Here is a 19,844-nt window from a genome sequence, read left to right on the forward strand (position 1 = left end):
TCAATGCCTCCCCAGCAGTTCAGCGGCGGCCAGGGCGCAGCTTCTGCCGGCCGTGGTCGCGGCGCGGCCATGCAGTTCGAACCAGTCTGCAGATAGACCGCAGCCACAGCTGGCGCCTGGATGCAGGGTGGCCAGATCGCTCATGACCACGGCGTGGGCCGGACTCGATGAAATGTAGGGCGAGACGAAACTCAGCAAGCCTTGACGGCCATACGGCAGAACCGTGAAGTCGGACGGATTGCGCACGAAGACCTGCGAATAGATGGGCACATGGAAATGATGATGAGCACATTCAAGGTAAGGCACCGGATGCTCGACCGCGCCGTAACCGTCACGGCAGCGAGAGACCTCAAGGCCCAGTTGTCGGTGCATGCGCTCGTACAGTTGCTGACGGGGAATCTCCTGCGCGGCATCGGTTTTCCAGCCACCCCCGAAGAGAGCCAGCGAGTCCGGTGCCAGTTGCAGTTCGCGAACGCCGGTGGCCCGCATGCGTTCAAGGGTCTGCCAGAGAAAGGCGGGAAAGCCGAGAATCCGTACGGGCAAGCCTTCTTCGGCGAAGGATTGCAGGGCAACAATGACGCCGAAACTGTCGAACTCGTGGCCGCCGCCGGTACGGCGCAGGGCATAGGCCACTCGATTGACGGGCGCGAACCGGCACAGGAACTGGTCGGTAAAGGAGGTTCCCAGGCTGATCGTCTCTTCCGGCTCATAGCTCAAAAGCAAGTAGTTGCACGGGGTTTGCGGGTTGCTCCAGCCATAATGGTGAAAGATGCGTTCGACCATGTACTGAGCGGCGCCCAGGCTGCGTTCGTCGTAACGCATGCGACTTTTCTGACCGCTGGTGCCTGAGGATGTCAGCTCCAACGCGTGGGTACCGGTGGGGCTGAGCAATAGGTGCTGCTTGAAAAAACTGGCGAAAATCGGCGGTAGACGCGACCAGTCGTCGAGTCTGTCCAGATTGTCCACGGTCAGCCCGTTGGCGTTCAGCCAGCGTTCGTAGCCCGGGGTATGCAGGCTGTGGAAACGGCTGATCTCGACCATGGCCTGATCGAACAGCCCGTCCGGCACGGCGTCCGGGCAATAGGGTTGCGTCAACGCGCAGAGCTTGTCGCTGTGGGGGAAATGGAACATCAGACGTCCTTATCGTTATGGTGAACGGTCGGCCTTGCCGCAGCAGGCAAAAACCGGTTGAGCAGGGGCAGGCACAGCAGGCCGCCGACCGCGGCCCACAGCGCAAAGAAATCGAGGCGAAGACCGCCGCCGATGGCGGCAATCAACGCTCCACCGGCACCCATTACGGCAATCGAAATCATGCCGATCGCGGCCGAGACCAGTCCTTTGCTGTCATCGCTGCAAAACAGCGCCAGCCGATACAGGGCTGCGTTGCTCATGCCCAGCCCTACGGCGTACAGCGCGAGGCCGGCAATCAGTGCGGTGAGGGAGAGGCCTGTCATGGCCACGGCCACCAGGGTCAGCAGACCCAGGCAGTACGGCCACAGTGCCAGGCGAATCAATTGCGGCAATTCACGTGTGGGCAGCAACCGGTCGAGAATCAGATTGCCGAGAATGACCGCCGAGAAAACCGGAATCTGCCACAGGGCATATTCCCGCGTTGTCAGCCCCAGTGACTGGATCAGCAACAGCGGTGCAAGACCGATCCAGGCGATCAGCGGCAGGCTCATCAGGCCAAGTGCAACGCAGGTCCCGAGAAAGTTCTTGTTGCGCGACAACGCAAGGTATCGAGCACCGATCTGGCGAAGGGAAAAGGCTATAGGCGCTTGCTGAGTGCCATCACGACGGACCACTCCGATGGTTTCGGGCATGCAGGCGTACAGTCCGGTCCATGCAAGTACGGCAACCAGGGCCAGGCCGAGAAACAGTTCGCGCCAGCTGAGCCATTCCAACAACAGACTGCCCAGCAGGGGACCGATCAGCGGCGAAAGCAGCGCCACATTGCCGAGCAGCGCCATCAGGCGCACCGCATCGGCTTCGCAGAATACTTCCTGAAGCGCGGGATAGCTGACAGCCACCACAAACCCCAGCCCCATGCCCTGGATCAGCCTTAATGCGTTGAAAACTTCAATACCGGGCGTAAAGACTGTCGCTGCACACGTTGCACCGAACAGTGCGCAACCGGCCAGCAACAACGGGCGTCGACCGAACCGGTCGGCAAGCGGTCCGATCAGCCATTGCAGGCACACTCCGCCGATCAGGTAGAGATTGAAGGCGTTGGGGATATGACGGGCATCGGCTTCAAGATCCCGAGTGACGGTGAGCATCGCCGGCATGACCATGTCGCTGGCCATGTAGATCAGCCATTCGAACAGCATGATGGCGAGGCAGAAACCGAGCGCCTGCCGCGGCGAGAGATTGATGAGAGTCCTTTGCATACGCTTCCACGAGATTCGAGAGAGAGCGCAAAGGGTAGAGGCGGGGTAGGACTGTTCCTACGTCATTGCTGTGACGCTCTATGACGGGGGGTTGCGTGATGTTGCAGAAGTCGGGATGCCTACTCGCAAGAGCGAATTGCCTGACAAGATAATGGGGAGAGTCTTAAGAAAAATGCCCACATTCCTGTGGGCATTTCGGCTGACACTAAATCAGTTGTTGCATTTGAATGAATGGACGCTGGCATCCTTCTCGCGGCATGACTTAACGATGGTCGTAGTAGCCCGGACCTTGCGGCGTGTAGTGGCGATGATCGCCATGCCAGCCGCCGTGGGGGAAAATGATGCAGCCGCTCAGGGTGAGCAGTGCAAGGACAGGAATCAGCCAGGTGATTCGACGCAGCATTTCAAAGATCCTCATGGTTAAAGCCGCCTGAAGCCAAAGCTCTTCATCGGCTGTAACATGAGACCCCGTTTGCAGCGGCATATCCCCGTGAAAGGGTATGTGCATGGCATCGACGCCGATACAAACCCGATACATTCCAACGGTTCAGGAACCTGTAATGACCCAGAAGCAACGCTTGAAATATTCGATTCTGATCGCCCTCGCCGTACTGCTGATCATGCTTGGCCTGTCCTGGCTGCAAAACGCCGGCAAGCTCAGCGAGCAAACATTTCAGTACATAGCCATCGGTGTGGCGGTGGTGGTTGTGGTGATCAACGGCGTGATGCGCCGCAAGGTCAAGCCCTGACGGCATCTGCCGGGCGCTTCAATCGTGGTTGAGCACGGCGGCAGCCTGGGGATGGAGGCTGTAGCTCTTGTCGTCGTTGAACGTGATGACACCTTCGGCGCACAGGCGTTTGAGGACTTCGCGCACGCTGAGAAAGGACAAGGGAATGTCCAGATCCAGCAACTGGCTGTGAACACCACGCACACCCAGACGACGGTCGTCCTCGGCGGCGACCAGCAGGGTGTCGATGACTTTGAGGCGAATCAGGCTGGTGCGCAGGCCGAAGCTTTTAAGCAGCATACGGATGCGATCATTGCCGTGACGCTCGACCCGTTGCCCGAATACGTCGGCGTGTGAACCCATGGGCGCTCCTTGTGGGGTCTGGCTACCTTCCGATGGTAGTAGTGGGTTGTACATGCGATTACTCCTTTCAGAGCCTGATCAGGAAAGGTTTTTCGTGCTCTCTCTAAACAAGACGTTTCAGCCCGACAAATCATGAAGCGGAAAATGTAGAAAATTTGTCGTGGTTTTGTCTTTTCCCCGTGATTGCGGCACGAAACGGGTGTGTGACCGACTAAATTTTTTTCCCACGGCTTCGTTTTCTGGACAGGCTCATTGCGCGTGACGCGTGGGTGATTTCAGAGCGAGCCGGGTCCGACGTGTTCACGGAGGCGGGCGGTTCGCTCTTCGGCATTTCGATCAGGAGCGAGCGTGACTATTTCCAGGCAATTCACCGGACTGACCCTTGCCGGCCTGTTTCTCGGGCTGAGTCTGTCGGCGCAGGCGTTCAGCCCTTCCGGCCAGACCGGCGCCGATATCCGCCGCACCGGTTTTGGCGTACCGCACATCCGCGCGGAAAACGAACGTGGTCTCGGGTTCGGCATCGGTTATGCCTATGCGCAGGACAACCTGTGCCTGCTGGCCAACGAAGTCGTGACGGTCAATGGCGAGCGGTCGCGGTACTTCGGGCCGGAGCAACTGACAGTCGAAGAGCGCGAGAACCGCATCAGTGACGTGTTCTTCCAGTGGCTCAACACGCCGCAGGCAGTGAACGCTTTCTGGCAGGCCCAGCCGGTCGAAGTGCGTGATCTGGTGGAAGGTTATGCCGCCGGCTACAACCGTTATCTGGCCGAACGCCGTCAGCAGGGCTTGCCACAACAGTGCCAGGGTGAATGGGTGCGCGATATCGCCGCCGAGGACCTGGTGAAGCTGACCCGTCGTCTGCTGGTCGAGGGCGGGGTGGGCCAGTTCGCCGAAGCGCTGGCGGGTGCTACTCCGCCGCAGGCCACTGCGAAGATTGAAAACGATGCGCGGGCCTATCAACTGGCGGACACGCGCCTGCAACGCTTCGCACTGGACCGTGGCAGCAACGCGGTGGCGGTGGGCAGCGAGCGTTCGTTCAATGGCCGTGGGATGCTGTTGGCCAACCCGCATTTCCCGTGGGTCGGCGGCATGCGCTTCTATCAGATGCACCTGACCATTCCTGGCAAACTCGACGTGATGGGCGCGGCGCTGCCGGGCCTGCCGATGATCAACATCGGCTTCAATCAGCATCTGGCCTGGACCCACACCGTCGATTCGTCAAAGCATTTCACCCTGTATCGCCTGCAACTCGATCCGAAGGATCCGACCCGTTACCTGCTCGACGGCCAGTCCTTGCCGATGAACAAGCAGACGGTCACGGTGCAGGTCAAACAGGCGGACGGTCAGGTGGTGCCGGTCTCGCGGGATGTCTACAGTTCGCAGTTCGGCCCGATTGTGCAATGGCCCGGCAAGCTCGATTGGGACAATCAGTTCGCCTATAGCCTTCGCGATGCGAACCTCGACAACGATCGGGTGTTGAAGCAGTGGTACGCCATGAACCGCGCCGGCAATCTCAAGGATCTGCAGGATTCGGTGCACACGATTCAGGGCATCCCGTGGGTCAACACCCTGGCCGTGGATGACAAGGGCCAGACGCTGTACATGAACCTGTCGGTGGTGCCGAACGTCAGCGCCGACAAACTGGCCAGGTGCAGCGACCCGCGCGCCGGTCTGAAAATGATCGTGCTCGACGGCTCCAACAGCGCCTGCGCCTGGGACATCGACCCGCAAGCCGCACAGAAGGGCATTTACGCCTCCAGCCAGTTGCCGCAGCTGCTGCGCAAGGACTTTGTCCAGCACTCCAACGACTCGGCGTGGCTGGCCAACCCGGCGCAACCGCTGACCGGCTTCTCGCCGCTGATCAGTCAGGACGGCCAGCAATTGGGCCTGCGCTCGCGCTTTGCGCTGGCTCGTCTGGCGACGCTGAGCAAGAAAGGCTCGGTGTCGGTGCAGGATCTGCAACACATGGTGATGGACGATCAGGTATTCCTGGCGACTCAGGTGGTGCCGGACCTGCGAAAGTTCTGTGCTTCGCAGTCTGAGGCCGCGTTGAAATCGGTATGCAGCAGCCTGAAGGCGTGGGATGGTCGGGCGAATCTGGAGTCGGGCGTCGGCCTGGTGCATTTCCAGAACATCATGCAAGCGATGCAGGAATCGCCGCAGGCCTGGCGCGTGGCGTTCGATCCCAAGGATGCTCAGCACACCCCGCGCGGGCTGGCCGTTGAAAAACCGGAAGTGGCCAAGGCACTGCGCGAGGCCATGCTGGCGTCGGCCGAATCGGCGGTAAAAATGGGCCTGAACGCCAGCACCCGCTGGGGGGATGTGCAGGTGGTCAGCAGTGGTGGCCAGCAAACGCCGATTCACGGTGGCCCGGGCACGCTCGGCATCTACAACGCCATCCAGAGCGTGCCCCGTGAAGACGGCAAGCTGGAAGTGGTCAGCGGCACCAGTTACCTGCAAGTCGTGACGTTCGATGACAAGGGACCGCATGCCCAGGGCCTGCTGGCATTCTCGTTATCCAGTGATCCGGCGTCGAAGTATTCCCGGGATCAGACCGAGGCCTTCTCGAAGAAACAGTGGAGTGTGTTGCCGTTCACCGAACAGCAGATCGAGGCCGATCCGCAATATCAGGTGCAGACCGTGCGCGATGACCTGGAAAAAACGGGGAAAGTCGCGGCGCAGTAATCAGCTGTTCAACCTGCGGACAACCGCAAAAGCACAAGGCCGCTCCCTCACGGGAACGGCCTTCAGTTTTTTGGCGGTTGCTGCGGCATCGGGTTGATCACCGGGTTGCCGTCCTTGTTGCGGGTCAGGAAGACCGGCAACACTTTCGGCAAAGAACTGGCGAAGCTGTTCAGCTCCTTGATGTTGTAAATGCCGCCGACCCGGATCGAACCGGTGGCGTTGTCGGCCAGCATCAGGGGCTTGTCCAGGTAACGGTTGATCTGCGGCAACGCTTCGTTCAGCGGCAGGTTGTCGAGCACCAGTTTGCCGCTGCGCCAGGCCAGTGCGTTGTCGTTGGCATAGGTCTGGCTGATCTGCGGAGTGAAATCGCCATGCCTGTAGCGTGCCTGCATCGAAGGCCCCAGGCGCAGACCATCGCCGGGCAATTGAGTGTTGCTGGTGACCAGCACGGAACCCTCGATCAGGTTGACCTTTACCTGATCCTCATACATCCAGACGTTGAAGCGTGTGCCGGTGACGCGAATCCTGCCTTCGGCGGCCCTGACGACGAACGGGTGGCTCAGGTCGTGGCTGACTTCAAAGAACGCCTCGCCCTTTTTCAGGGTGACGCGACGCTCGTCCTTGTAATTGCTGTAGGTCAGTTCGGTGTTGAGATTCAGCTCGACCTGGCTGCCATCGCCCAGGGTGACATGGCGGACATTGTCGGTGGCCGCGAAATGCTGATAGCTGTCAGGCAGCCAGCCGAGGTTCCATCCGGTCCAGGCCGCCAGCGGCAAAGCCAGTGCGCAGACGCACGCCGCTACGGCGTACTGGCGCCATGACCGGGTCGCCGTCGGGTGAATCGGCAGGGCCGGTGCCGTTGCCGGCCGGGGCAGGTGTTCAGCGACGTCCCAGATTTCCAGCATCGCCTCATACTCGAACGCGTGAAGCGGGTGCGCATCGCGCCATTGTTCGAACGCCATGCGCTCTTCAGCGGTGCAGTCAACGGCGTGCAGGCGCATGCACCAATGCGCGGCGGCATCGGTGATTGCATCGTATTCGGCTTCCGAGAGAGGGTTCTGGGTCATTGACTCATCCTGATTTCGCGCATTCTAACCTTGGGCGGAAGGCGCCGAGAACAGCCGTCATGGCATTTACCCATCAAACGTGGAACTTTTTTTCGCTGCAGCGCCCCAAAAAACAGGACATCCCGCGAACATTAACCATAAATGGAGTGAAAACATGATCAAAAGAACCTTGGCCGCTGTGATTGCAACCGCCAGTCTTCTGAGCGCAGGCGCGGCACTGGCCGACCGCCCGGGCGCGGGCTGGATCACCATCGAGAAGGCCATCGAGATCGTGAAAACCAAGGCCGGTTATGTCGAGGTCTACGAGATCGAGGCCGTCAACAATGGTTATTGGAAAGGCGAAGGACGCAAGGCCGACGGGGTGGTGTACGAATTCCGTATCGACGGCGCCTCCGGCAATGTCCTTCGCGATCAGAAAGACTGACCCCCACGGTTGTGGAGCGATGCGCAGGTGTCGAGCCTGCGCATTTTTTATGCGTGAATCAAACGCTCGGATCGGCTCCAACTGGCCGACCCTTTCTACCCGGTGCTCTGGGCGACATTGATGTGATCGAGGGCAAATTCGACGAGGTTTCTGGCGGGGCCCGCCAGTGTCAGATTGGGATTGATCTGAATGTGAAGGGTATTGAGCCCGCTGTCTGGAAATCGGCTGTCCATTGCGGGGTTGACAGGCCACCGGCCAGCCGTGGTTAATCCTCTGGCGGGTTGTCCGTTCGCTGTTGTTCCCTCCAATAATTACTCTGGAGCTTCAGATGTCTGCGCCACACGATCATTCGCTCTCGTCCACGGTGTCCCTGGACGAGCTGACTCAACTGCTGGAAACGATTTTCACCCGTCACGGCACCTCGGCCGAAGTCGCCAGAACCCTGGCCGCCAATTGCGCCAGTGCCGAGCGGGACGGTGCTCACAGTCACGGCGTATTCCGGATTCCCGGTTATGTCTCGACGCTCAACAGCGGCTGGGTCAACGGCAAGGCCGTGCCGAAAGTCGAGGACGTGGCTTCAGGGTTTGTCAGCGTCGATGCCGGCAACGGTTTTGCCCAGCCTGCGCTGGCGGCGGCACGTCCACTGCTGATGGAAAAGGCCCGCAGTGCCGGGATTGCGGTGTTGGCGATCCGCAACTCCCACCACTTTGCCGCGCTGTGGCCGGACGTCGAGCCTTTTGCCGACGAAGGCCTGGTGGCGCTGAGCGTGGTCAACAGCATGACTTGCGTGGTGCCGCACGGCGCCGACCGGCCATTGTTCGGCACCAACCCGATCGCTTTCGCCGCACCCCGGGCCGATGGCGCGCCAATCGTGTTTGATCTGGCCACCAGCGCCATTGCCCATGGCGACGTACAGATCGCCGCGCGCAAGTTCGAGAAACTGCCGGCGGGCATGGGTGTCGACAGCCTCGGCCAGCCGACCTGCGATCCGAAAGCGATTCTGGAAGGCGGCGCGTTGCTGCCGTTTGGCGGGCACAAAGGTTCGGCGCTGTCGATGATGGTCGAGCTGCTCGCCGCTGCGCTGACCGGCGGCAACTTTTCGTTCGAATTCGACTGGAAGAATCACCCCGGTGCCAAGACCCCGTGGACCGGCCAGTTACTGATAGTGATCGACCCGAGCAAGACCGCCGGGCAAAGCTTTGCCGAGCGCAGTCAGGAACTGGTGCGGCAGATGCACGGGGTAGGGCTCAAGCGCTTGCCGGGGGATCGGCGGCATTTGCAGCGGGCCAAGTCACTGGCCAAAGGGATCGAACTGGATCAGCAGACCCTGGCGCAGTTGCGTGAACTGGCCGGCGAATGAGTTTTTGCCGGGCATGAAAAAGGCGAGCCCGAGGGCTCGCCTTTTTTGTTCGCGCTCAGCGGCGACCGAGCAACAATCCGACTACCAGGCCGAACCCGGCGGAAATCGCCACGGTCTGCCACGGGTGCCCGCCGATGTAGCTCTCGGTGGCGTCCACCGCCGGTTTGGTGCGGTCACGCACGCTGGTAACCGAATCCAGCGCCTGCTGCAATTTCTGGGCGATTTGCCCGCGCAGGGTCTCCGCTTCCTCGCCGACCAGGGATGCACTGCTCTTGAGCAGTTTTTCCGACTCTTCGATCAGCGCCTGAAGTTCGCTGAAGGCCTGGTCCTTGATTTGGTCTTCGGCGGCTTGAACGGCGGTTTTCCGGGCCATTGGGTGACTCCTTGCAGGTGAATGGACAGTGAACAATGGAGTGTGGCGCGCCTTGAAAAGTTGCAGCGATTTTCCATCCGGAACAAAAACCAGCGTCAGAGGTTTCCGTCCAGCGTGTAAGATGTCGCCATTTCATGCAGCAGGTAATTCCCGATGAGTTTCAATCTGGCCGACAAATCCCTCGCAGAGCGCGCCGCGCTGGAAGATGAGAAATCCCGACTGTTCGAACTCTGGCAGAACAATCTGGGCAAAGCCAAGGGCGAGGCCGCGCGGTTGTTCGGCGAGCGCTCCAAGCGCAAGGGCAAATGGGCCGAGTTCGTGCGCGCGGAACTGGACGGCATGTCGCCGCCGGAATTCGCCAACATGGTGCGCAGTGAAGTCAATCGCCTGATGGCGGCCAACAAGTAATCACTCGGTTCTGAAGCTGGCGCCAATCGCTTCGCGCACCGTCAGCACCACCGGATCGATCTGGGTGCTGGTGCGCCAGCCCAGTTCGATCGGGTAGCGCGGCAGCGCCAGCGGGCAGGGCAGCAGCACCAGCCCGCTCAGTGAGGCAATGGCCTGCGCCGCGTGGGTGGGAATGGTCGCCACCGCCTCGCTGCCCTTGAGCAGATGCGGCAACGCGGCGAAATGCGTGGTCGAGGCGCAGACCCGGCGAGTCCGGCCCAGCGCCGCCAGCCCTTCATCGGTGATCCCGATAAAGCCGCCCGACGACACCAGAAGGTGCTCGCGGGTGACGAATTCCTCCAGATCGATCTGTTGCTGGCCGGGCGCAAGGCTCGCCGGATCCACCAGACACGCGTAACCCCCTTCACCCAACACCTGACGACTGAGCAGCCGCTCTGCAAATCCGCCGGCGGTGATCGCCAGATCGATGCTGCGCTCCATCAGCGCCCGGGCGACGATCTGGCTGTGGGTCTGGCGGAAGATCAGCCGCAGTTTCGGCGCGCGGCGGGCGATTTCCTCGATCAGCCGCCGGCCGTAAGCGATCTCGAAGTCATCCGAAAGGCCCAAGGTGACGGAGCGTCCTTCGTAATGATTGGCGTTCGGGTCGACCATCGCCAGGCTTTGCCGGCATTTGTTCAGGGCATCGCTGACCACCGGTTTCAATTGGTTGGCCTTGAGCGTCGGCGCCAGGCCGCGGCCGGTGCGCACGAACAGTTGATCGCCATACACTTCGCGCAACCGGCGCAAGGCCGCGCTGACCGCCGATTGGGTCACGCCCAGGCGCAACGCCGCGCGGCTGGCGCTGGACTCTTCATGCAGGGCTTCGAAGACTTTCAGCAGGTTGAGGTCGACGGTCGCGATATTCATCTGGCTCATATCATTCAGCAGTGGATCGGTCTTTATTCATGATCCCGTGGCGCCGGAGAATGAGCAACACCTGAACTTAACGGAGTGACCACCATGCCCAAATCAATCGTTGCCGCCCTGCAGATCGGCGCCTTGCCCGGCGGCAAGACTGAAACCCTGGAACAGATCCTGAGCTGGGAAACCGCGATCATCGAATCCGGCGCCGCGCTGGTGGTGATGCCCGAAGCTTTGCTCGGCGGTTACCCGAAAGGCGAGGGGTTCGGCACGCAGCTGGGTTATCGCTTGCCGGAAGGCCGGGAGGCCTACGCCCGTTACTTCGCCAACGCTATCGATGTGCCGGGGGCGGAAACCGAAGCGCTGGCCGGGCTGTCGGCACGTACCGGGGCCAACCTGGTGATCGGCGTGATCGAGCGGGCCGGCAGCACCTTGCATTGCACGGCGCTGTATTTCGACCCTCAGGCAGGCCTTGTAGCCAAGCACCGCAAACTGATGCCCACCGGCACCGAACGGCTGATCTGGGGCAAGGGCGACGGCTCGACGCTGCCGGTGCTCGACACTCAGGTCGGCAAGCTCGGCGCAGTGATCTGCTGGGAAAACATGATGCCGCTGATGCGCACGGCGATGTACGCCAAGGGCATTGAGGTCTGGTGTGCGCCGACCGTGGATGAGCGCGAGATGTGGCAGGTCAGCATGCGCCACATCGCTCATGAAGGGCGCTGTTTTGTGGTCAGCGCCTGTCAAGTCCAGGCCTCGCCGAATGAGCTGGGCGTGGAAGTTGCCAACTGGCCGGGGGATCGACCGCTGATCGCCGGCGGCAGCGTGATCGTCGGGCCGATGGGCGATGTGCTGGCCGGGCCGTTGCGCGGCGAGGCCGGCTTGCTCACCGCCGAGATCGACACCGCCGAACTGGTGCGCGCCCGCTACGACTACGACGTGGTTGGCCACTATGCGCGGCCGGATGTGTTCGAGTTGAGCGTCGATGAGCGGGCTAAACCGGGCGTGCGTTTCACGGTTTGACGGTTTGTCGGCGCCGCCATTCTTCGCGGGTGATTTCCCAGATTTCCCGTGGGAAGCGGCCGCCGACAAAGTCATCCTCGTCCGTGCGAATCAAGCGCATGCCGCTACGCTCCGATAGCTTTCGCGAACCGAGGTTCGGTGCGGCTTTCGGTACGCGCATCAACGGTTGATCGAGGGTTTCGAACCAATACCGGGTCACGGCTTCGCTGGCTTCGGTCATCAGGCCCTGACCCTGCCACGCCGGGGCGAGCCAGAACCCACGGTGGTTGTCCGGCTCGTCCATCAGGCTGATGTTGCCGATCAATTGCTCTGGCGCCGATCTGAGGCGAATCGTCCAGTGCCACTCTTTGCCGGCTGCAACGGCAGGCAGCGCAATGTCGCGCAGATAGGTGAGGGCGCCGTCGTCCGGATACGGCCAGGGCACGAAGACATTCAGATAACGCACCACTTCCCAGTGGGGAAATTGCTGCTGGATGGCCTCGGCATCCGCGAGTTCAAGCGGACGCAAAATCAGCCGTTCGGTGTACAGCGTGGGCGTGTCTTGCATAAACCACAACTTCCATGTTCTGACAGTGGGCCGTGCAGACTACCGCATCTTTACCAGGTTGCGGCACTGGCCCTGGGCAGACTGAGCTTGCCGGTATCGACAAAGCGCATCGTGCCAAACAGCCCGCCCGCCAGTTTGCCGCGCAGCACATAGGGCAGGTTGTCGAGGGTTTGCGTCTGGCTCAGGCCGAGGGTCTGGCGCAGCACCGAGAACGCGGAAATGCTCACCGGGACGCTGACAATGGTTTCGGAAAACCGTGGAATCGAGCCGCTCTGATCGCTCACACCCGACGCCAGCGAGTGGCCGTTGACCTCCAGATCCAGCGCGATGCCGTTGTAGTCGATGGGCGTTTCGTTCGGGTTCTGCACGCGCAGCTTGATCGCGAAGCGCACTTCCAGATCCTGGCTCGGCAGCGGTTCGAGGCCGACCACGTTGATGTTCACCGGGTCGCGGTTGGGGAACAGCGCGCAGGCGCTGAGGGAGAGCAGAAGCAGGGACAGGATGACGGCTTGGAGGCGGCGCATTGATGCTCTCTCATTGAAAAAGGGCTGAACCGTTGCCGGTATCAGCCCTTTTTGATGGAGCGGACAGGATCAACGGTTCAACTGTGCGACAGCGGCGTTTGTTGCGGGTTCAGCTTTGGCCGGCAGGTCGGGGTTTTCCATGACCTGAAGGATAGAGGCTTCCGGATCGAAGTCATCTTCTTCCAGTTCGATGAATTCTTCCGGCAGGAAGATATTCAGCACGATGGCACACAGCGCGCCGACGGTGATCGGCGACTCGAAAATATTGCGCAGCGCCTGCGGCAGTTCGCGCAGCACTTCCGGCACGGCGGCGATGCCCAGGCCCATGCCTACGGAAATCGCCACAATCAGCATGTTGCGCCGATGCAGACCGGCCTCGGCGAGGATCTTGATCCCGGCCACCGCCACAGTGCCGAACATCACCAGTTCTGCGCCGCCGAGCACCGGTTTCGGCATCAGTTGCAGCACCGCGCCGATCATCGGGAACAGTCCCAGCAGCACCAACAGCCCGGCAATGAAGAACGCCACGTAGCGGCTGGCCACACCAGTCAGCTGAATCACCCCGTTGTTCTGGGCGAAGGTCACCATCGGCATGCTGTTGAACACCGCCGCCATGGCCGAGTTGAGGCCGTCGGCGAGCAGGCCGGACTTGATCCGGCGGATGTACAGCGGGCCTTTGACCGGTTGCCGCGAGATCATCGAGTTGGCAGTCAGGTCACCGGCGGCTTCCAGCGGCGACACCAGGAAAATCACCGCCACCGGCACGAACGCCACCCAATCAAAGTTGAAACCATACTTGAACGGCACCGGCACGCTGACCACCGGCACTTCGGGCAGGTTGGCGAAATCCACGGTGCCCATCAGCCACGCCACCACGTAGCCGAGGGTCAGGCCGATGACGATTGCGCCCAACCGCAGGAACGGCACGTCGACCCGGTTCAACACCACGATGGTGCCCAGTACCAGCGCTGCCAGGAACACGTGACTGGCCGCGCCCATATCAGCCGCGCCGAAGCCGCCGGCAATGTCGGTCATCGCCACTTTGATCAGCGACAGGCCCATCAGCGTGATGATGGTGCCGGTCACCACCGGGGTGATCAGCATGCGCAACTTGCCGATGAACTGGCTCAGCACCACTTCGATGAACGCGGCAAAGAAGCACACGCCGAAGATCGTCGACAGGATTTCATCGGTGCCGCCGCCCCGGGCCTTGACCATGAAGCCGGCACTGAGAATCACGCTGATAAAGGAAAAACTGGTGCCTTGCAGGCACAGCAGCCCCGAACCGACCGGGCCGAAGCGCTTGGCCTGAACGAAGGTGCCGAGGCCGGAAACGAACAGCGCCATGCTGATCAGGTACGGGATTTCGCTCTGCAGACCAAGAGCGCCGCCCATGATCAGGGTCGGGGTAATGATGCCGACGAAGCTGGCCAGCACGTGTTGCAGGGCGGCAAACACCGTTGCGGTGAAGTGCGGACGGTCGTTGAGGCCGTAGATCAGATCGTTGTTGCGCGGGGCTTTTTCAGAGACGGTCATGGTGGTTTGCGTGCCGCAATGCGGGGCCGGGTCGGAAAATGGGTGCGCAGGATGCCGTAAGCGGGAGACGAGGGCAACGCATTAAAACTGCCCAAAAGGTCAGGTTCGACCAAAGGCGCAGAGCAGATCCTGCTCAAAGGCTTTCTGCGCATCGCCGGGTACTTGCGCCCGATGCCGGGCCAGATGGAACGCCACGTCAAAGCTCAACTCGCCTTCGCGCACTGGCCGCAACAGGCCCTTGTCCTGCCATTGGCGGGCGTAATGGTTGGGCAGATAACCGACGTGTTTGCCGGACAGAATGAAGGCGAGGGTGCCTTCGACCTGTTCCGAGCGTGCCGAGCAGACCTTGCCCTGAAATGGCTCGTCACTGCGCAAAAACCGATACGGGTGATCGACCCGGTCGCAGGCATGCAACGCCGCGTCATCAGGGGCCTCGTCGGTAAACAGCGGATGGCCGGGCGCGCAATACAGATGCTGGGTTTCGCTGAACAGCTCGCGGTAGTCGAACGCGCTCTGCACCTGGGAGAAGTAACCGATGGCCAGGTCCAGCCGCTGTTGCAGCAGCAGGCGCTCCATTTCGCCGGGCATGGCGCTGATCAACTCGATGCGCACCGATTCGTCCCGCTCGCGAAACCGGCGGATCGCATCCGCCACCCGTTGCAGCACCGATTGATCGACCGCTTCCGACAGGCCCAGGCGCACTTCACCAATCAAGCGCCCGGCGACGCCGTTGGATTGATGGCGGAAGGTTTCAATCGAGTCGAACAGCGCCCGCGCCGCAATCAACAGTTGCTCGCCCTTGGGCGTCAGGCTGAAACCGCCCTTGCCCCGGTTGCACACCCGATAGCCGAGACGGGTTTCAAGCTTGGCCATTTGCTGGCTGATGCTCGACTGGCTCAGCCCCAGTTCACCCTGGGCTGCGCTGAAACCATTGGATTCGACCACGCCGAGAAACAGCCGTAGAAGCTGAAGATCGACATCGTGGAGCTGACCGAGCATCACATTACTCCTGGATAAAGTCAGGTTAACAAACTTGATATTTTTCGAATGTATCCGACGGCGCATCCTGCCACCACTTCCTTCGGTCAGGTGTTCGTCATGGCTCCCGTCTTCAAGCTGTGTTTGCCCGCGTTGTTGCTTACCGTCTCCATCGCCGCCCAGGCCGAAGAGAAGACGCTCAATCTCTACAGCTGGGCCGATTACGTGGCGCCGGAAACCTTGCAGCGCTTCGAAAAGGAAACCGGCATTCACGTGCGCTACGACACCTTCGATACCTCAGAGGTGTTGGAAACCAAATTGCTCACCGGTGGCAGCGGTTACGACGTGGTGGTGCCTTCGTCCAGCGTGCTGGCCCGTGGGTTGGCCGCCGGCGCGTTGAAGGAGATCCCCCACGAAGGGCTCAAGGGTTACCCCAATCTCGATCCGGATCTGCTGGAAAAACTGGCGGCGGTCGATCCCGGTAACCGTTACGGCGTGCCTTACACTTGGGGCACGCTCGGCCTGGGCATGAACGTCGAAGCCGTGAAGCAGCGGCTGCCCGACGTGCCGCTCAACAGCCTCGATCTGCTGTTCAAGCCCGAATACGCCAGCAAGCTCAAGGATTGCGGGATCGCGATTCTCGATTCGCCACAGGAAGTGATCGGCCTGGCGCTGCACTATCTCGGGAAAGATCCCTACAGCACCGACAAGAAAGATCTGGCCGCCGCCGAAGCCTTGTTACAGCAGTTGCAGCCCTCGGTGCTGTACGTCGCCACCGGTCGGCAGATCAATGATCTGGCCAACGGCAGCGTCTGCCTGGCGCTGACCTACAACGGTGACGCGAGCATGGCCGCCGATCAGGCGCGCAAGGCCAACAAGCCGTTCGAAGTCGCTTACCGGATTCCCAAGGAAGGCACACTGGTGTGGCAGGACAACCTCGCCATCCCGAAAGACGCGCCCCACCCCGAAGCCGCAAGGACTTTCATCGAGTTCATGTTGCGCCCCGAATCCGTGGCGGCGCTGACCAATACGCTGTTCTTCGCCACCGCCAACCAGGCCGCCACGCCGCTGGTGGATGAGGCGGTGCGCAGCGATCCGGACATTTTCCCAAAACCCGAAGTGCGCGAGCGGCTGTACGCCGACCACAGCATGAGCCTCAAGGACATGCGCCAACGCACACGCCTGTGGACCACTTTCCGTAGCCGCCAATAGCCTTTCATAACAACAGGAGCACACCGATGGACGTGCCAGTGCAAAACGATCAGGCCCTGACCCGTGACAGCCTTTACGGCACTGCTGCCGAAAGCACTTACGCCGGGATCACCAGTTTCATGCGCCGACGCTACAGCCGCGACCTGCGCGGCGTGGACGTGGCGGTCAGCGGTGTGCCGTTCGACACCGCCACCAGCAACCGTCCTGGCGCTCGTTTCGGGCCGCGCGGGATTCGCGCAGCGTCCACCGGAATTGCCTGGGAACGGCACTGGCCATGGACGTTCGACCCGTTCGATCATCTGGCGGTGATCGATTACGGCGATTGCGACTTCGATTACGGCTCGCCGCACACCATCCCGGAAAGCATCGAAGCCCACGCCGAGCACATCCTCAGCTCCGGCAGCGCCATGCTCACCTTCGGCGGCGATCATTTCATCAGCTATCCGCTGCTCAAGGCCCATGCGCGCAAGCACGGCACGTTGTCGCTGATCCACTTCGATGCCCACAGCGACACCTGGCCGGACGAGGGAGGCAAACGGGTCGATCACGGCACCATGTTCTGGCACGCAGCGCGGGAAGGGTTGGTGGATCCGGCGCGTTCGGTGCAGATCGGTTTGCGCACCACCAACGACGATCATCAGGGCTTTCAGGTGCTCGATGCGCGGCAGGTGCATCGCCGTGGTTGCGAAGCCATTGTCGAAGTGATCCGCGCGCGGGTCGGCGATCACCCGGTGTACCTGACGTTCGACATCGATTGTCTGGATCCGGCCTTTGCGCCGGGCACCGGTACGCCGGTGTGCGGCGGGTTGAGCACGGTACAGGCGCTGGAGATCCTCGGCGGCCTGCGCGGGATCAATCTGGTGGGCATGGACGTGGTGGAAGTGGCGCCGGCCTATGACCATGCGGATGTGACGTCGCTGGCGGCGGCAACCCTGGCCATGGAGATGCTTTGCCTGTACGCGGCCCGGCACAAAGTCGACGCGTGATCCCCTCCGAGCCTGGTGAAAGCTCCTGACAATTTCTGACACCAGGCTCTGCTAAGCTCCGGCAAATTTCTGCCCAGAGCCTCACACCGTGTCGCGAACCACTCGACTGTTGACCCTGTTGCAAGTGCTGCGTGGCAAGAAACGCCCGGTCACCGCAGCAACGCTGGCGTCCGAACTGGAAATCTCCGAACGCACCCTCTATCGCGATATCGCCGAACTGACCGCCCTCGGCGCGCCGATCCATGGCGAGGCGGGCATCGGGTATGTGCTGCGCAGCGGTCTGTTTCTGCCGCCGCTGATGCTCAACGCCGACGAGACCGAAGCCATCGTGCTGGGCCTGCGTTATGTCGATCAGCGCGGCGACGAAGTGCTGAGCAAGGCTGCGGCGGATGCACTGGCGAAAATCGCTGCGGTGCTGGACCCGCAGGCCCAGGAGGCGCTGCGCAATCCGACTGTCATGCCCGGGCCGCCGGGTTACGGTTTTCCGCAAAACGCCGTGCCGTTGAACGTGTTCCGCCACGCCATCCGCGATCAGGCCAAGCTGCACATCGATTACGCCGATGCGCAGCAGGTGCAGAGCCAGCGGTTGATCTGGCCGCTGGCGCTGGGTTTTCTCAACGAGGTGCGGATCATCGTCGCGTGGTGCGAATTGCGCGGCGCCTATCGTACGTTTCGCACCGACCGGATTGCCGCCGCCAGCCTGCAGGGCGAGCGCTATCCGGGGCGTCGCAGCGACCTGCTGCGCACCTGGCAGCGGCTGATGCAACTGGACGAAAACGGCCGTTTCACTCCTGACAGGAATTGACGCAGGGCTGTTCTAGGATGGCGACAGAACCCGAAAAAAGGAGCTGCACTCATGTTCCATCCCACCTCGATACTCGCCCCGGCCATCGTTGAGTACATCAATGCTGCCAATGCTCGCGATACCTCCCGGGTCGGCAGTTTTTTTGCCGAGGATGCCCATGTGTTCGATGAGGGCCATCATCAGGTCGGCCCGCAGGCCATCGCCGACTGGATGCAAGACACTGCCCAGCGCTATCAGCCACGGGTCGAAGTGCTCGGCGTCCAGCAGCGCACCGGCAAAGTACTGGTGCAAGGGCTGATCTCCGGAACGTTTCCCGGCAGCCCGCTGGAGCTGCGCTACACGTTCCGCCTCAACGAACAGGGCAAAATCGCTCGGCTGGATATTTCCTTGTAGCCGTCGTGGCATACTGCCGCGCATGACTTTCGACTCCCCCCTGAGCGCCTGGCAATATGCCGTCGACCACAAGGGCTTCATCCAGGATGAAGCCCAGGAACACGCGGTCTGGGCCTTGCAAAAATGCCATGAAGCCTTGCACGCCGGTGCCCGTTCGGTTACCGGCGTTTACCTGTGGGGCCCGGTCGGGCGCGGCAAGACCTGGCTGATGGATCAGTTTCATCAGAGCTTGCGGGTGCCGGCGCGGCGGCAGCACTTTCACCACTTCATGGGCTGGGTGCACCAGCGTTCCTTTCAGTTGACCGGGATCGCCGATCCATTGCGGGCCCTGGCCCGTGAGCTGGCGGCTGAAGTGCGAGTGCTGTGTTTCGACGAGCTGTTCGTCAATGACATCGGCGACGCAATCATTCTCGGGCGCTTGTTTCAAGTGATGTTCGACGAGGGCGTGGTGGTGGTCTGCACTTCCAACCTGCCACCGGATCAGCTGTATGCCGACGGCTTCAACCGCGACCGCTTCCTGCCGGCGATCACCGCGATCAAGCAGCACATGCAAGTGGTCGCGGTAAACGGCGCCGAAGATCATCGATTGCATCCCGGCGCCATCGAGCAGCGCTACTGGGTCACTCAGCCGGGGCAGGGTAGCGCGCTAAGCCAGGTGTTCGACGCCTTGGCGGCCGGGCAAACCGTCAGTGGCGAACCGGTGCCGGTCGGTTACCGTGCCCTGAACGTGGTGCAGGCCAGCGATTCGGTGCTGTGGTGCCGTTACGCCGACCTGTGCGAGCAACCGTTCGCCGCCATGGATTTCATCGCGCTGTGCGACACCTACCGGGCTATCCTGTTGAGCGAGGTGCCGAACCTCAGCGCGAAAAAACGCGAAGGGCGGATCGCCCGTGGCACCGAGGATGGCGCGGAGCGGGTGGTGGCCGGCGATCGCGAATTGCCGCAACTGTCGGTGCACGACGACGGCGTGCGCCGCTTTATCGCGCTGGTCGACGAGTGCTACGACCGCAAGGTGCCGCTGTTCATCGAGGCTGAAGTGCCGATGGACGCGCTGTATACCGAGGGCTATCTGGAATTCCCGTTCCGCCGGACCCTCAGCCGCTTGCAGGAGATGCAGCTGCAACGCTTCGCCGAGACCTGAA

Annotated in this window: 22 protein-coding genes; 11 read left to right on the forward strand and 11 right to left on the reverse strand. The window is 61.6% G+C overall.

Features of this window, described 5'->3' with window-relative positions; genetic code table 11:
• From PDR5_RS13810 to PDR5_RS29870, 3 genes are all read right to left on the reverse strand, one after another.
• A complete protein-coding gene (locus PDR5_RS13810) occupies positions 1 to 1,131 on the reverse strand; it encodes a LuxE/PaaK family acyltransferase (RefSeq protein ID WP_064596326.1) in 1,131 nt (376 codons plus the stop codon).
• Positions 1,131 to 2,390 (reverse strand): MFS transporter, encoded by a 1,260-nt coding sequence (locus PDR5_RS13815; RefSeq protein ID WP_064596327.1) that lies wholly within the window; start codon positions 2,388 to 2,390, stop codon positions 1,131 to 1,133. The genes PDR5_RS13810 and PDR5_RS13815 overlap by 1 nt, the downstream gene beginning before the upstream one ends.
• Before the next feature lie 262 nt (positions 2,391 to 2,652).
• Positions 2,653 to 2,793: a hypothetical protein gene (locus tag PDR5_RS29870; RefSeq protein WP_172829482.1), complete on the reverse strand. Its 141-nt coding sequence runs from the start codon at positions 2,791 to 2,793 to the stop codon at positions 2,653 to 2,655.
• A 157-nt stretch (positions 2,794 to 2,950) separates the two neighbouring features.
• Here PDR5_RS29870 and PDR5_RS13820 point away from each other — a divergent pair, with 157 nt between their 5' ends.
• Entirely contained in the window at positions 2,951 to 3,139 is a 189-nt protein-coding gene (locus PDR5_RS13820) for a hypothetical protein (RefSeq protein ID WP_039768149.1), read from the forward strand.
• Positions 3,140 to 3,157: 18 nt separating this feature from the next.
• Here the strand turns inward: PDR5_RS13820 and PDR5_RS13825 are convergent, their stop codons facing one another.
• Positions 3,158 to 3,535 (reverse strand): hypothetical protein, encoded by a 378-nt coding sequence (locus PDR5_RS13825; protein WP_064596329.1) that lies wholly within the window; start codon positions 3,533 to 3,535, stop codon positions 3,158 to 3,160.
• Positions 3,536 to 3,829: 294 nt separating this feature from the next.
• Here PDR5_RS13825 and pvdQ point away from each other — a divergent pair, with 294 nt between their 5' ends.
• Positions 3,830 to 6,166 (forward strand): bifunctional acylase PvdQ, encoded by a 2,337-nt coding sequence (pvdQ, locus tag PDR5_RS13830; RefSeq protein ID WP_064596331.1) that lies wholly within the window; start codon positions 3,830 to 3,832, stop codon positions 6,164 to 6,166.
• 62 nt (positions 6,167 to 6,228) lie between these two features.
• On the opposite strand, the gene PDR5_RS13835 is transcribed toward pvdQ, so the two are convergent.
• Complete coding sequence (locus tag PDR5_RS13835) at positions 6,229 to 7,233, reverse strand: FecR family protein (RefSeq protein ID WP_064596334.1); 1,005 nt, start codon at positions 7,231 to 7,233, stop codon at positions 6,229 to 6,231.
• A gap of 154 nt (positions 7,234 to 7,387) precedes the next feature.
• Between PDR5_RS13835 and PDR5_RS13840 the strand changes: the two genes are divergently transcribed.
• Positions 7,388 to 7,657 (forward strand): PepSY domain-containing protein, encoded by a 270-nt coding sequence (locus PDR5_RS13840; RefSeq protein ID WP_064596336.1) that lies wholly within the window; start codon positions 7,388 to 7,390, stop codon positions 7,655 to 7,657.
• 328 nt (positions 7,658 to 7,985) lie between these two features.
• Entirely contained in the window at positions 7,986 to 9,017 is a 1,032-nt protein-coding gene (locus PDR5_RS13845; RefSeq protein WP_064596338.1) for an Ldh family oxidoreductase, read from the forward strand.
• A gap of 55 nt (positions 9,018 to 9,072) precedes the next feature.
• Here PDR5_RS13845 and PDR5_RS13850 read toward each other — a convergent pair whose 3' ends face one another.
• Positions 9,073 to 9,390, reverse strand: coding sequence for a DUF883 family protein (locus PDR5_RS13850; RefSeq protein ID WP_007957537.1), 318 nt, complete (start codon positions 9,388 to 9,390; stop codon positions 9,073 to 9,075).
• A 153-nt stretch (positions 9,391 to 9,543) separates the two neighbouring features.
• Here PDR5_RS13850 and PDR5_RS13855 point away from each other — a divergent pair, with 153 nt between their 5' ends.
• Positions 9,544 to 9,798, forward strand: coding sequence for a hypothetical protein (locus tag PDR5_RS13855; protein WP_007957535.1), 255 nt, complete (start codon positions 9,544 to 9,546; stop codon positions 9,796 to 9,798).
• On the opposite strand, the gene PDR5_RS13860 is transcribed toward PDR5_RS13855, so the two are convergent.
• Entirely contained in the window at positions 9,799 to 10,713 is a 915-nt protein-coding gene (locus PDR5_RS13860) for a LysR family transcriptional regulator (RefSeq protein ID WP_064596340.1), read from the reverse strand.
• A gap of 84 nt (positions 10,714 to 10,797) precedes the next feature.
• Here PDR5_RS13860 and PDR5_RS13865 point away from each other — a divergent pair, with 84 nt between their 5' ends.
• The gene (locus PDR5_RS13865; protein ID WP_064596342.1) at positions 10,798 to 11,721 is read left to right on the forward strand and encodes a carbon-nitrogen hydrolase family protein; all 924 of its coding nucleotides are present in this window, start codon (positions 10,798 to 10,800) and stop codon (positions 11,719 to 11,721) included.
• Here PDR5_RS13865 and PDR5_RS13870 read toward each other — a convergent pair.
• From PDR5_RS13870 to PDR5_RS13885, 4 genes are all read right to left on the reverse strand, one after another.
• Positions 11,711 to 12,268, reverse strand: coding sequence for a GNAT family N-acetyltransferase (locus PDR5_RS13870; protein ID WP_064596344.1), 558 nt, complete (start codon positions 12,266 to 12,268; stop codon positions 11,711 to 11,713). The genes PDR5_RS13865 and PDR5_RS13870 overlap by 11 nt on opposite strands.
• Before the next feature lie 50 nt (positions 12,269 to 12,318).
• Positions 12,319 to 12,792 (reverse strand): LEA type 2 family protein, encoded by a 474-nt coding sequence (locus PDR5_RS13875; protein WP_007957522.1) that lies wholly within the window; start codon positions 12,790 to 12,792, stop codon positions 12,319 to 12,321.
• 69 nt (positions 12,793 to 12,861) lie between these two features.
• Entirely contained in the window at positions 12,862 to 14,328 is a 1,467-nt protein-coding gene (locus tag PDR5_RS13880) for a nucleobase:cation symporter-2 family protein (protein ID WP_064596346.1), read from the reverse strand.
• Between the two features lie 99 nt (positions 14,329 to 14,427).
• Positions 14,428 to 15,327: a LysR family transcriptional regulator gene (locus PDR5_RS13885; RefSeq protein WP_064596348.1), complete on the reverse strand. Its 900-nt coding sequence runs from the start codon at positions 15,325 to 15,327 to the stop codon at positions 14,428 to 14,430.
• Between the two features lie 99 nt (positions 15,328 to 15,426).
• On the opposite strand from PDR5_RS13885, the gene PDR5_RS13890 reads away from it, so the two are divergent.
• From PDR5_RS13890 to zapE, 5 genes are all read left to right on the forward strand, one after another.
• Positions 15,427 to 16,518: a polyamine ABC transporter substrate-binding protein gene (locus tag PDR5_RS13890; protein WP_064600804.1), complete on the forward strand. Its 1,092-nt coding sequence runs from the start codon at positions 15,427 to 15,429 to the stop codon at positions 16,516 to 16,518.
• Between the two features lie 26 nt (positions 16,519 to 16,544).
• Positions 16,545 to 17,504, forward strand: a complete 960-nt coding sequence (speB, locus tag PDR5_RS13895) for an agmatinase (protein ID WP_064596351.1) — start codon at positions 16,545 to 16,547, stop codon at positions 17,502 to 17,504.
• An 88-nt stretch (positions 17,505 to 17,592) separates the two neighbouring features.
• On the forward strand, positions 17,593 to 18,309 hold the full coding sequence (locus PDR5_RS13900) for a helix-turn-helix transcriptional regulator (RefSeq protein WP_064381780.1): 717 nt from the start codon (positions 17,593 to 17,595) through the stop codon (positions 18,307 to 18,309).
• A gap of 51 nt (positions 18,310 to 18,360) precedes the next feature.
• Positions 18,361 to 18,702, forward strand: a complete 342-nt coding sequence (locus PDR5_RS13905; protein WP_064596354.1) for a nuclear transport factor 2 family protein — start codon at positions 18,361 to 18,363, stop codon at positions 18,700 to 18,702.
• 22 nt (positions 18,703 to 18,724) lie between these two features.
• Positions 18,725 to 19,843 carry a cell division protein ZapE gene (gene zapE / locus PDR5_RS13910; RefSeq protein WP_064596356.1) on the forward strand — a complete coding sequence of 373 codons (1,119 nt, stop codon included), beginning with the start codon at positions 18,725 to 18,727 and terminating at the stop codon, positions 19,841 to 19,843.
• Position 19,844 lies beyond the last annotated feature (1 nt).

The sequence above is a fragment of the Pseudomonas sp. DR 5-09 genome (genome assembly GCF_001655595.1).
GTDB lineage: Bacteria > Pseudomonadota > Gammaproteobacteria > Pseudomonadales > Pseudomonadaceae > Aquipseudomonas > Aquipseudomonas pharyngis.